Annotated in this window: 13 protein-coding genes and 1 pseudogene; 7 read left to right on the forward strand and 7 right to left on the reverse strand. The window is 67.6% G+C overall.

Annotated elements, in window-relative coordinates; genetic code table 11:
* The 3 genes and pseudogenes from WKF39_RS15785 to WKF39_RS15795 form a co-directional block, all read right to left on the reverse strand.
* Positions 1 to 247, reverse strand: a pseudogene (locus tag WKF39_RS15785) (hypothetical protein); the annotation flags it as partial.
* A 549-nt stretch (positions 248 to 796) separates the two neighbouring features.
* Positions 797 to 1,141, reverse strand: a complete 345-nt coding sequence (locus WKF39_RS15790) for a hypothetical protein (protein ID WP_340390151.1) — start codon at positions 1,139 to 1,141, stop codon at positions 797 to 799.
* A 146-nt stretch (positions 1,142 to 1,287) separates the two neighbouring features.
* On the reverse strand, positions 1,288 to 1,410 hold the full coding sequence (locus WKF39_RS15795) for a hypothetical protein (RefSeq protein WP_340390153.1): 123 nt from the start codon (positions 1,408 to 1,410) through the stop codon (positions 1,288 to 1,290).
* 333 nt (positions 1,411 to 1,743) lie between these two features.
* Here WKF39_RS15795 and WKF39_RS15800 point away from each other — a divergent pair, with 333 nt between their 5' ends.
* Positions 1,744 to 2,175, forward strand: a complete 432-nt coding sequence (locus WKF39_RS15800; protein WP_340390155.1) for an SRPBCC family protein — start codon at positions 1,744 to 1,746, stop codon at positions 2,173 to 2,175.
* A gap of 53 nt (positions 2,176 to 2,228) precedes the next feature.
* Here the strand turns inward: WKF39_RS15800 and WKF39_RS15805 are convergent, their stop codons facing one another.
* The gene (locus WKF39_RS15805) at positions 2,229 to 2,786 is read right to left on the reverse strand and encodes a dihydrofolate reductase family protein (RefSeq protein ID WP_340390157.1); all 558 of its coding nucleotides are present in this window, start codon (positions 2,784 to 2,786) and stop codon (positions 2,229 to 2,231) included.
* Between the two features lie 150 nt (positions 2,787 to 2,936).
* On the opposite strand from WKF39_RS15805, the gene WKF39_RS15810 reads away from it, so the two are divergent.
* The gene (locus WKF39_RS15810; protein WP_340390159.1) at positions 2,937 to 3,236 is read left to right on the forward strand and encodes an antibiotic biosynthesis monooxygenase; all 300 of its coding nucleotides are present in this window, start codon (positions 2,937 to 2,939) and stop codon (positions 3,234 to 3,236) included.
* A gap of 38 nt (positions 3,237 to 3,274) precedes the next feature.
* Here WKF39_RS15810 and WKF39_RS15815 read toward each other — a convergent pair whose 3' ends face one another.
* On the reverse strand, positions 3,275 to 4,495 hold the full coding sequence (locus WKF39_RS15815; RefSeq protein ID WP_340386547.1) for an IS110 family transposase: 1,221 nt from the start codon (positions 4,493 to 4,495) through the stop codon (positions 3,275 to 3,277).
* A gap of 260 nt (positions 4,496 to 4,755) precedes the next feature.
* Between WKF39_RS15815 and WKF39_RS15820 the strand changes: the two genes are divergently transcribed.
* A complete protein-coding gene (locus WKF39_RS15820; RefSeq protein ID WP_340390161.1) occupies positions 4,756 to 5,508 on the forward strand; it encodes an AraC family transcriptional regulator in 753 nt (250 codons plus the stop codon).
* Positions 5,509 to 5,532: 24 nt separating this feature from the next.
* On the opposite strand, the gene WKF39_RS15825 is transcribed toward WKF39_RS15820, so the two are convergent.
* On the reverse strand, positions 5,533 to 6,048 hold the full coding sequence (locus tag WKF39_RS15825) for a hypothetical protein (RefSeq protein WP_340390163.1): 516 nt from the start codon (positions 6,046 to 6,048) through the stop codon (positions 5,533 to 5,535).
* Positions 6,049 to 6,205: 157 nt separating this feature from the next.
* Here WKF39_RS15825 and WKF39_RS15830 point away from each other — a divergent pair, with 157 nt between their 5' ends.
* Both WKF39_RS15830 and WKF39_RS15835 read left to right on the forward strand, forming a co-directional pair.
* Complete coding sequence (locus tag WKF39_RS15830) at positions 6,206 to 6,349, forward strand: hypothetical protein (RefSeq protein ID WP_340390165.1); 144 nt, start codon at positions 6,206 to 6,208, stop codon at positions 6,347 to 6,349.
* Positions 6,350 to 6,395: 46 nt separating this feature from the next.
* Positions 6,396 to 7,586: a vanadium-dependent haloperoxidase gene (locus WKF39_RS15835; protein ID WP_340390167.1), complete on the forward strand. Its 1,191-nt coding sequence runs from the start codon at positions 6,396 to 6,398 to the stop codon at positions 7,584 to 7,586.
* A 13-nt stretch (positions 7,587 to 7,599) separates the two neighbouring features.
* Here WKF39_RS15835 and WKF39_RS15840 read toward each other — a convergent pair whose 3' ends face one another.
* Positions 7,600 to 9,720, reverse strand: a complete 2,121-nt coding sequence (locus WKF39_RS15840; RefSeq protein ID WP_340390169.1) for an MMPL family transporter — start codon at positions 9,718 to 9,720, stop codon at positions 7,600 to 7,602.
* A 132-nt stretch (positions 9,721 to 9,852) separates the two neighbouring features.
* Here WKF39_RS15840 and WKF39_RS15845 point away from each other — a divergent pair, with 132 nt between their 5' ends.
* A complete protein-coding gene (locus WKF39_RS15845) occupies positions 9,853 to 10,998 on the forward strand; it encodes a histidine kinase (RefSeq protein WP_340390172.1) in 1,146 nt (381 codons plus the stop codon).
* A complete protein-coding gene (locus WKF39_RS15850; protein WP_340390174.1) occupies positions 10,995 to 11,651 on the forward strand; it encodes a response regulator transcription factor in 657 nt (218 codons plus the stop codon). The genes WKF39_RS15845 and WKF39_RS15850 overlap by 4 nt, the downstream gene beginning before the upstream one ends.
* Positions 11,652 to 11,695: the final 44 nt, after the last annotated feature.

Raw genomic sequence — 11,695 nt, forward strand, 5'->3', positions numbered from 1 at the left:
CCTTGGTCTCCGCGAACGGGCCGTCGGTGACCGGCGGCCGCCCCTCGCCGTCGTACCGAACGAATGTGCCCTCCGAAGAGAGCGCCTGACTGTCGACGAACTCGCCGGTGCCCTCAAGTCGATCAGCGAAGTCGTTCATGTATTGCACGTGGGCCGAAACTTCGTCAGGCTCCCACTGGTCCATCGGCACGTCGTTGACAGGTGCCGGCGCGCCCCGGTAGTGCTTGAGCAATAGGTACTTGGCCATCATGGTTCTCCTTGTCGCGGTACGGCCCATTGTGGCCGTGTTCACTCCGGGGACGGCGCCGCGCGCGCGTTCTCGACATCCACCGCTACGTTTCACCGCTTCGGATTGTCGGTTCGCCGTAGGGCGACGACTAGGCCGGCGAGTCTTGGGTACGAATGCTCGGACGGCGCGTGAGGGCGCGCCCGTGACGAGGGAGCACGATCATGAGTGAAGCGACGCCTGAACCAGATGCCGACCGGTTTGTGTGGGTCACTGATCCGAAGGAGTTTGGGCCCGCGGACATCGAAGGCAATCCACCTGAGTCGTACGAGCGGCCGGACGAGACTGGCCGCGCGAATGAGTCTCAGTCGTTGAGGTAGGTGCGCGTGAGGCGCGTGCTCGGGCCCAGCTGACGGCATGCGGCGATTGGATCGCGGGCCCGCGTGGGTCGGTGACAGGCAAGTGTGCGTGACATCGATTGTTGCTCGCGGGCCGCTTATGAAGCCCGGTCGGGCCACGAGATTTGATCCAGGATGCCGTCGACTGTTGCCGCATGATGGTGCTTGGTCACTAGGCTGATTCGCTCGACACCAATTGCAGCGCAGCGAGCGCGGCTGCTGGTTCCGGCACCGTTATGGTGACGATCCGGCCGTTGAAGAGAATGAGCCGCAGGGTCGGGCCGCTGCGAACCGTGCAGGACGTCCGCTTCGGTGTCCACCAGATTCCATACACGACCCGCCACCAGGGCAGCTCGACCACTTCGGAATGCTCGATCTGGTCGAGGCGGTAGTTGAATCGCGGCCAGCCGACCAAGCCCCAGTGAACGGTGACGCCGTTCGGGCCGACCGCAGCCCGCACGCTGGCGGCAGTGAGAGCGCTTGCGAGTGAAAAGAGGGCAACAAGAAGGATCGGCAACGCAAGGTCGTTCCAGGCTCCGTCAGGGGACCTGGCGCTGAGCACAAGGAGTGCCGCCCCCAACACTGTGATGACAGCCGCCGGCCAGTTGGTGGTGCGTCCGGTGTAGACGTGGTGCCAGGTTGATCCGCCGACAGATGGTGACGTCATGACAACTCCTTGATGATGCGAACGAGGTCGTTCTTGTCGAGGCCGTGCTCTCGGCCGGCGGCGATGAATGCCTGGGCCGCTTCGGTCACCGGTGACCACGCGGGGCCGGGTGAAACCACCCTTGCTCCCCGGCCTCGCCGAAACTCAAGAACCCCCTCGTCACGGAGCTGACGAAAGGCAGCGAGCACGGTGTTGCGGTCAACCGAGAGCGCAACTGCGAGCTCGGAGGCGGGCGGCAGTTGTTCGCCGACTACTAGTTCTCTTGACGACACGCCGCGCCGGACGCAACGCGCGATCTGATCTTGCAGTCGCGAGGGCGATGTATGGTCAATTGTCCAGTGCATGGTGCTGATCAGACTAGTACCATCCGTCTATTGAGGTCAACCACGCATTGACCCTCGCTTGGTGCTTGGATGTTGGGCATGAACGATGACGGGGAAAGCCCGCGCGTAGTGAGCGCCAGTCGGGAGATCGCGGCCGACGCCGAGCTGATATTTGAGCTCATCGCCGATCCAGCACGACAGCCACGTTGGGACGGCAACGACAACCTTGCTGAGGCCGAGGCCGGGCAGCGAGTCCACCACGTTGGCGACGTGTTCACGATGACCCTCACCGGGGACGGCGCCGTTCGAGAGAATCATGTGGTCGAGTTCGATGAGGGCCGGCTCATTGCATGGAGACCCGCCGAGCCGGGACACGAGCCGCCAGGGCACCTGTGGCGGTGGGAGCTCACGCCGATCGACTCGTCGCGGACCCGTGTCACCCACACGTATGACTGGTCCCAGTTGAAGGATGAAAAACGAGTCGCTCGTGCTCGAGCGACCAGTCAACATAGGCTTCGGGCCTCACTCGACCGTCTCACCGCAACAGCCGAGGCTGTCTGACCTTCCGGCTCATCCGCGAAGGCGTGGATAGCGGAAGTAGTGGACTTCGGTGATCAGCGCGCGCGGCGGTAGTGCATCGACATCACGCCGTTGCTCAGCGGCTCCGCCGAGAGCAGCTCGAGCCGGCGAGTGGCGGGCAGCCCGCCCTGATACAGCGACGGGCCGTGGCCGGCGATCATGGGATGAACAAGCAGCTTGTACTCGTCGATCAGGTCCAGGCGGTCGAGCCCGGTCGCGAGCTTGCCGCTTCCGATCAGGACCCCGTCCGGCGTCGCGTCCTTGAGCTTCCGCACGCCCTCGCGCAGATCGCCGGTGATGTGGTGGCTGTTGGTCCACGGGAAGTCCGTGCGCGTTGACGACACCACGTACTTGGGTTGAGCCTCCAGCTTGGCCGCCCACTCACGCATGGACGGCGGCGCCTCCACGTCACCGCGGGCGACGGCCGGCCAGTGGCTCTCCATCATTTCGTAGGTGACGCGGCCCCACAGCATCGCCCCGCTCTCGTCCAGGAGGCGGGTGAAGAAGGCGTGCGTCTCGTCGTCGGCGATCCCCACCTGGTGGTCGACGCAACCGTCCACCGTGACGTTGATGCTGAAGGTGAGCAGTCCCATGGCCGGCGAGCCTAGCGCGCCACTACGGCGAGCGCCCGGGGTTGTCCGCTGAGAGCGTGAACGTGTCTGACTGACGCGAGCCGGACAGCCGCCCGGGTGGAACGATCGCATGGTCCGTCAACGAGATCGCCTCATTTCTTTGGAGAATCCATGTTCATCGCCGTCCTCGACCTGCGTACCGCTTCGACTGACCGGGCCGCCGCTCTGGCCCAGCTCGACAGCGAGCGCAACGAGATCCTTGCCATGGCCGGCAACCTCGACTTTCGGGTGTACGCCGCTCGCGACGACGACGGGGCTGTCGCTGTCATCCACGAATGGGTCGACGAGCCGTCGTTCGCCGCGTACCTGTCATCTGAAGCGTTTGCCCGCTCTGGTGAGATGATTCGCCCGTTGATGACCGCCCCGCCGGTGAGCCGCCGGTTCCACGCCGATCTTCTCGAGACGGTCTGAGCCAAACCGCGGTCTAGACATCCCACGGGTGGAAGACGTCAAGCGGCGATTGGTTCGGCGGTGGGCCAGGCGATGGTCTCGTCGTAGCTGGTGTGGTGGGTCAGGCAGCCGTGGAGGATGCCGACGAGGCGGTTCGCGAGGGCGCGGAGCGCTTGGTGGTGGGTTGCTCCGCGGTCGCGATGTCGGTCGTAGAGCGCGCGGGCCCCGGGCGATGAGCCTAAGGCTGAGAAGGCTTGCTGATAAAGCGCGTCGGCCAGTCGTTTGTTGCGGGCGTAGCGGGCCAGCACGACGCGTTTGGTTCCCGATGCTCGGGTGATCGGCGACATGCCAGAGTAGTTTTTCCGTCCCCGGGCATCGACATAGCGGCCGGGATCGTCACCGAACTCGGCGAGCACCCGGGCTCCGAGGGTCACTCCGAGGCCGGGTTGGCTCAGGTAGATCTCAGCGTCCGGGTGCTGGCCAAAACCCGCCTTCACCTGTTCCTCCAGAACTGCCGTTTGGGTGACCATTTCGGTGATCACCGCAACCAAAGCCGACACGCTCGCCGCATAGGCGTCACCCACGCCGGGCCGGGCAGGCAATTGCTCAGAACGCAGCGCGGTGACGATCTGGTCGGCCCGGGTGGCCAGGTTGCGTTGCCGGCCCGCCTTGCGCAGCAGAGTCTGGATCTTCGCCGCGGAGAGCCGGGCACCTTGCTCCGGGCTCGGTGCCGCCGCCAGAACCGCCAGGGCGTCCCTGTCGGCGAGATTCTCAAACGTGACCAGTGCGGCTGGGTAGAACTCGCGCAGCATCGAGCGCAGCGTGTTCACCGTGCGTTGCCTGGTCCAGATCATTGTCTGGTGCGCCCGGGCGGCAATCTTGACCTGCTCCGCGATCGCGGTGTCACCGGCAACAGGGCGGTGATGGTCACGATCCAGCCGGACGAGCTCAGCAAGAACGTGGGCATCACCAGGGTCCGACTTTGCTCCCGAAGTGCCATGGCGTTCGCGATAGCGGGCTGCCTGCAGAGGGTTGATCGGATAAACCACATAGCCAGCCGCGATCAACGCCTGGACCCACGGACCACGGTCGGTCTCGATCCCGACCAACACCCGGTCCGGTTCGTCACGATCGTCGAGTTGATCGGCGACCAGTTCGTGCAGCTTCGCGATCCCAGCGACCCCCTCGGGCAGACGTCTCCTGGCCAAAACCTTGCCTTGCTCGTCCTCGATCTCGATGTCGTGATGGGCCTCGGCCCAGTCATCACCGATGAACAACATCATCCTTCTCCTTCCGCCGAATCCGACTGAGCCTGCGGAGAAGATCAAGGCAACCTAATGGATCAGTGCTCACGCGCAGTGACGGGCACGACATCCCACCAGCCCTGCGACCTCCTCACCAACCAACAGGGACACGATCTAGACCTAGACCTCAATGGGCCTGGAACCTGCAGTGCTCACCCGATGGCGGCTCGGACACCAGACTGCCGCAAATGGAGACCGGTGCGCTCCCATTAGGGTGAACGGGTGCGAGGTAGTCCGTGAGGCGCGAGGCCTTCGCCTTCGCGCGGGATCTCCCGGCTGCCCCGCCGTCTGAGCTGTGCGTCGACCGGCACTACCTGCTGTGTGCCTCGCAGGGAGCGCTGCGGCTGGAAGCGCACGGCCAGTCATGGGTGCTGCCTCCCGCACGGGCAGCGCTGATTGCTGCCAACGAGGTGATCCAGGTAGCCATCCCGCAGCCAGTCACCACCTCCTCGGTGCTGTTCGACCCAGGCTTCGCACCGGAGCCATCCGCGCCGCTGTCCGTGTTCGACCTCAACCCGTTGGCCCGGGCGCTGGTGTCAGAGTGCGTCGCCTGGCCTGATGCTGAGGCTCCACTCCCTCCGTACGCGCACAGCATGTTCGCTGCTCTGGCGGCTGTGACGTGGCGACTGGCGCAGCACCCCAACCCGGTCACCGTCCCGGCCGGTCAGTCTCCGGAGCTTCGTCGAGCCCTGGCGGTGACCAGCGACAGGCTGGCAGAGGGGATCGGCTTCGAGGATGTCGCCTACGAGGTGGGGCTGTCGCCGCGGTCCCTGGCCCGACGCTTCGAGGACGAGTGCGGGATGACCTGGCGCGCGGTGGTGCGCCGAATGCGAGTGCTGCGCGCGATCGAAAAGCTGGCTACGAGCGCAGACTCCGTCACCACCATCGCGCACGCGGTCGGGTACACCTCCCTCTCAGCGTTCAACGCCACGTTCCGCGACCTCACCGGTCGTACCCCGACGCAATACCGCGCGACCTTCCGTCCCTGATCATCAGTCGTCGCCGGCGGACCGTCAGGTAGAGGGCGCCGTGGTCTCCCGAGCCAGGCTCGGTCCGACTGCGGAGAAGAGCAGGAGAGTAAACCCTGCGGCTACCCCGGTCCAGCCAGCCGCGACAGCGCCGTCAGAGCTCAGCGCGAGCACCGCCCCCACCAAGGAGACAACGACCAAGCTCGCCGACAGCCAGCGAAAGACCGGTAGATGAAACTCGTGCGCGAAGGGCAGGAAGTGCACTCCCACCACGAACACCACCCAGGCGAGGACAGCGTTCGGCCTGTCCAGAGCGTTGGTGATGACGGAAGCACCCAGCGGGATGGCGACGACCATCACCGCTACCGAGATCCCGTATGTTCGCACCGCCGAGCGGCTTGGCGACACCTGAGCTACCTCGGGCCCACGGAGAACGACGAACCAGAGGATGGCGATGAATCCGCTCGAGGCCACGAGGCACCACAGGAGCGGTGCGGGAACGTTCCCGGCGTTGATGAGCACGAACGCCAGGCCGGCGATGGCACCGATGGCTGATCCCATGGGTCTGTTCCGCATCCGACGTGTCTACACCACCACCACCAAGCGACCGTCCGGCAGTCGATCCGCGGTGCACCGTCGGTAGCGCCAGCTGCGACGCAGGTGCGGAGCCCGCTGCTCATTCGACCTCCACGCTCCACCCGACCGCTACGCTCAGTGGGTGGATCCCGCTGACGCCGCCGAGCTGGCACGACGCATGCGCGCAGCCGTCGTCGAGGAGACACCCCGGCGCCGGTGGGTGCTGCCGGCCACCCTGCTGCTGATCCTCGCCATCGTCTTCCTGGTCGTCCAGCTGAACAGCTGAGCAGCTTCGCCGCGTCCTGTTGTGCGTACGACGGACAATGGGCCGCATGCGAAGACTGTGGCCCGTCGTGGCGCTCCTTCTGATCGCCGGCGTGCTGGGCGCGTGCACGGGCGACCGCCAGGAAGATGCCGACAAGAGCGTGCTGTCGACGTGGTACGAGCAGACCAACGACGCCGTCGCAGCGCAGGGACCTCCACCGGATCCAGTGGCGGCACGCACGTGGGCGTTGGCCTGGTGGGCCGCCGAACGCGCGACGGCCGGCAAGACAGACGGCCCGTACGTTGACGCCGCCGTGGCGTCGGCGGTGCACGACGTATTGGTAGCTCTCGTGCCGGAGCGCCGCAAGGCGCTGGACGACGCTCTGGCCGACGACGCGGACAAGGCGGGCGCGACCGCCGGCAGGAAGGAGGCGGCCGCGGTCCTGGCAGAGCGCTCAGACGACGGGCTGGATGGCGCGTCGGTCGAGCGAGCCTTCGCCGCGCCTGCCCCTTCACCGGGCGTGTGGCGCCCCGCGCCCCCGCGGTTTCAAGGCGCCAGGCAGGCTGGGATGCCCGAGGCGACCCCGTTCCTGTTGCGCTCCGCAGACCAGCTGCGCCCCGGGCCGCCGCCGAGACCTGGTTCGTCGGCGTACCGCCGCGATCTTGCCGAGGTTCGCGAGCTCGGGCGTGACAACAGCTCTGCGCGTACCCCCGGCCAGACCGCGGTTGCGATGTTCTGGGCCGGCTCCGAGCTTGACGTGCAGGTGCGCCTGGTCAGACAGGCACTGCGTGCAGCGCGGCTGTCCACCGCCGAAGGCGCCCGGCTGCTGTCGGCGTTCCATCGCATCACTGCCGACGCGGAGATCGCGGTGTTCGACGCGAAGTACGCCCATCTGAACTGGCGCCCCATCACGGCGCTGCAGGTCGACGACGACGGCGACCCGAGAACGCCGAGGATTCGCGGCTGGAAGCCGCTCATCCGCACGCCGGGGCACCCGGAGTACCCCAGTGCCCACACGGCATACGCTGCCGCCGCGGCGGTGGTCCTCGCCCACTTCCTCGGACCCGCACCCTCACGCCCGCTGGTCATCACCGACGGCAGATCACCAGGTGCCCGCCGGTCCTACACGACGTGGCAGCAGGCCGTTGACGAGAACGAAGATGCGCGGGTGTGGGCCGGTATCCACTTCCGCACCAGCGACGAGGTCGGCTCGCGTCTCGGGCGCCGCGTTGCGACCTTCGGCTTGTCACGCAGGTGAGCCATCGAGGACCCTAGGAAGCCAGCGGCGGTAGGCCTGCTGCTACCTCCACCGGCTTCTCCACCGACGCAGAGTCCAGCTCCGGCAGCAGCCGATCCAACCACCCTGGCAGCCACCAGTTCGCGTCGCCCAGAAGTTTCATGGTGGCTGGGACGAGCACCAGGCGTACGACGGTCGCGTCGAGGAAGATCGCCGTGGCCAGTCCCACTCCCATCATCTTGACCACCGGGTCACTGCCCAGGACGAAGCCCGAGAAGACCGCCACCATGATCAGCGCGGCTGCGGTGATGGTGCGCCCGGTGCCGGCAATACCCGCGATGACCGCACGGGTGTTGTCGCCATGGCGGCGGTACTCCTCGCGCACCCGCGACAGCAGGAACACCTCGTAGTCCATGGAGAGACCGAACAGGATCGCGAACATGAACAGCGGGATGAACGACACGATCGGCACCGTCGACTCCACGCCGATCAGGCCGGCCGCCCAACCCCATTGGAAGACCATGACGAGCACGCCGTATGCCGCGCCGACGCTCAGCAGGTTCATCACGACCGCCTTCAGCGGCACCAGCACCGACCGGAAAAGCACCGTGAGCAAGAGGAACGACAGCACCAGCACGGCCGCCACGAAGCGCAGCATCCGCTCCTGCACCCGGTCACCGAGGTCGGCGAAGGTAGCAGTCTGACCGCCGACATGGGCGGTCGCCTCGGTGCCGTCGAGCACCGTCGGGAAGACCTCGCTGCGGAGCCTCGCGACGGTCTCCTGGGTGGCTTCGGCCTGGGGAGACGTGGTCGGCTGTGCCACCAGGGTCGCCACGCCTGCGGTGTGATCGATGGTCGGGTCACCGACCGAGGCGATGCCCGGGTCAGCTGCCATCGCCGCGGTCAGCGGCGTGACGACAGACCCTCCCCGAGAGATGTCGACCGCGATCACCAGCGGCCCGTTGGCTCCGGGGCCGAACCCGTCGGCGATCAGGTCGTAGGCCCGGCGTTCGGTCCTCGACTCGGGCTTGGTCCCGTCGTCCGGGAAGCCCAGGTTGAGCGCGAGAACGGGTGCGGCCAGGGCGATCATAAAAGCCACTCCGCCGACGAGGTACGCCGTCGCGTTGCGGGTCACGTGAGCGCCCCACCGGGACCAGCCGGTGCTCGGCCGGTGCGGCGTGCGCCGGCGTCCGTTGATCCGGTGCCCCGCCAGTCCGAGAAGCGCCGGCAGCAAGGTGACCGAAGCGAGCACCATCACGAGCACCATCGCGGAGATGGCGACCCCACCACCGGTCACGAACGGAATCCCCGCGACGAGCAACCCGAGGATCGCCACGACGACCGTGCCGCCGGCGAAGATCACCGCTTGTCCTGCTGTTGCCAGGGCTAGGCCGGCCGCCTCGGCGACCGGCATCCCCAGGGCGAGGTGCTCGCGGTGCCGGGTGACCAGGAAGAGCGCGTAGTCGATACCGACGCCGAGCCCGACCATGGCCGCAAGCTGCGGCGCCCATGATGGGATGTCGATCAGGTACGTCGCGAGCTCCATCGAGGTGACGCCGATGACCAGACCGAAAAGCGCCATCCCGATCGGCAGCCCCATCGCGACGAAGGAGCCGAAGGCGATCAGCAGGACGATCATCGCGACGACGATTCCCGCGACCTCCCCGAGCCCGGTGGGTGCTTCCTCGAACGCGAAGAACAGATCGCCTCCGGTCTCCAACGTCAGCGACGACTCGTCACGCAGGTCGGCGACGGCGTCCTTGAGGTTGTCCAGGTCGGAGGCATCGAGGTGCTCGACCGCGGGGTACTGCACGCGCACGAGTGCGATGGAGCCGTCCGGCGAGACGTTGCTGGTCGTCCTGAGCACGCGCGGGAGTGTCTCGAGAGCGGCCTCCACCGGCGCCAGCTGCGCCGCCGCGTCCTGGGCTTCGATGACGACGTGGGCGGTGATCCCGCCCTCGTCAGCCTGAGCCTCGGCGAGCAGCTCCGCAGCTTGGTAGGAGTCGAGGCCGGGCGCCTCGAAGCTCTCCTCGAGATCGCGCCCGAAGGCAACGGAGGAGGTGATGACGACGAGCGCGAGGACGACCCAGGCACCGATGGCGACCCACGGACGGGTGGCAGCAGACCGGCCGAGCCGGTAGAGGAGATTCGACATGCCTCCACGGTGGCCCGGCGGCGAGCGATGTACATCGGGCAAAGGCGTGGGAGACTCCTCGGCCGAAAGGACGAGACGCGGCTCATGCTTGTGCCCCGTACGACGAGCGTCACTGCTCTCTAGGCTGGGGAGGTGTTCCCCGCCTTCATCCGCTCGATCCTTGCCGAGCCCCGTGCCCCGGACCCGCCAGCGCGGGTGTGGTGGGACTGGGCCCTGGTCGGCGCCTTGCTGGTCACGGCCGCGGGCGAGGCGATCTTCCGCGCCGACGTACCTGCGCGCCCCTTGGCCACCGTGGTCGCACTCCTGGTGATCCCGGTCCTGCTCTGGCGGCGTACTCATGCACTCCTGGCGACCGCGGTCGGCTTCGGCGGCGCGATGGTGCTGCACATCCCGATGTTCCTTGACGACGTCGCCAATGCGGGGCTCATCTCCATGGCCGGCGTCCTGCTGTTGCCATACGCCTTGTACCGCTGGGCTTCCGGCCCCGAGGCGCTGGTCGGTACGGCGATCGTCGCCGTCCCGGCCGGTATAGGTCTCGCGACCAGCGAGACCCTCGGGGACGTGATCGGAGGCACCACCGTGCTCGTCGCGGCGTTCGCCCTCGGGGCCGCGATGCGCTACCGCGCGGTCGCGCGGTCGCGCGAGGTGCAGCAGGTCCGGACGCTCGAGCGCGGCGAGCTCGCCCGCGAGCTGCACGACACCGTCGCGCACCACGTGTCGGCCATAGCGATCCAGGCCCAGGCGGGGCGGGCGGTGGCAGCCACCGACCCGGCTTCGGCGGTCGAGGCGCTGGCAGTGATCGAGGCGGAGGCGTCGCGGACCTTGTACGAGATGCGCACGATGGTCCGGGTGCTCCGCCACGGCGAGGAGGCCGACGCGGAGCCAGCCGACTTCGGGCCGCAGCGGGGCATCAGCGATCTGGACGAGCTGACCCGGATGAGCCCCGTGGTGCAGGTGCACCGCGGCGGCGACCTCGCCGGCCTGCCGCAACCGGTGGAGGTGGCGGTCTACCGAATCTGTCAGGAGTCGGTCACCAACGCGATCCGGCATGCGCTGAACGCCACGGCGGTCACCGTGGGGGTCACCGGCGACGTCGGCGTCGTACGGTTGCGTGTGCACGACGACGGAGATGCAGCCCGCCCCGCGACCACCGTGGGCTACGGCCTGCTCGGTATAGCAGAACGAGCCAAGCTGCTCGGCGGCGCCTGTCAGGCCGGGCCGGACCCGGTCGGCGGCTGGACCGTCGAGGCGACTCTCCCGCGGGAGGTGCCGCGATGACCATCCGGGTGGTGGTCGCCGACGACCAGCTCCTGGTCCGCACCGGGCTCACCATGATCCTCAACGCGCAGCCCGGGATCGAAGTCGTCGGCGAGGCAACGGACGGTCACGAGGCGGTGGCCGTGGCACGCGAGGTGCGTCCCGACGTCTGCCTCTTCGACATCCGGATGCCCGGCATCGACGGCGTCGAGGCCACCCGCCAGCTCGCTGGCCCTGGCGTCGAGAACCCCCTGGCCATCGTGGTCATCACGACCTTCGATCTCGACGAGTACGTCCATGGCGCCCTCAAGGCCGGCGCCCGAGGATTCCTCCTCAAGGACGCCGGGCCCGAGCTGTTGGTCCAGGCGATCCACGCAGCCGCGAACGGCGACGCGCTCATCTCACCCGACATCACCCGCCGCCTGCTCACCACGCTGGCTGGCCTGGAGCGAGCCTCCCCGCCGACCCAGCCGATCGAGCCGCTCACCGAACGCGAGGAAGAAGTGCTGATCACCGTCGCCCGCGGCCGGACCAACGCCGAGATCGCCGACGAGCTGCACATCACCCTGAGCACGGTGAAGACCCATGTCGGCGCGCTGATGAACAAGCTCGGCGCCCGCAACCGCGTCGAGGTCGCGATGTGGGCGTACGAGACCAGGCGCGTCAAGGGATAGGGTCGGCCGAACTCCGATCGCGCTTGCGCGCCCTCCCAGATGGC

This window comes from Aeromicrobium sp. (genome assembly GCF_037719875.1).
Lineage (GTDB): Bacteria > Actinomycetota > Actinomycetes > Propionibacteriales > Nocardioidaceae > Aeromicrobium.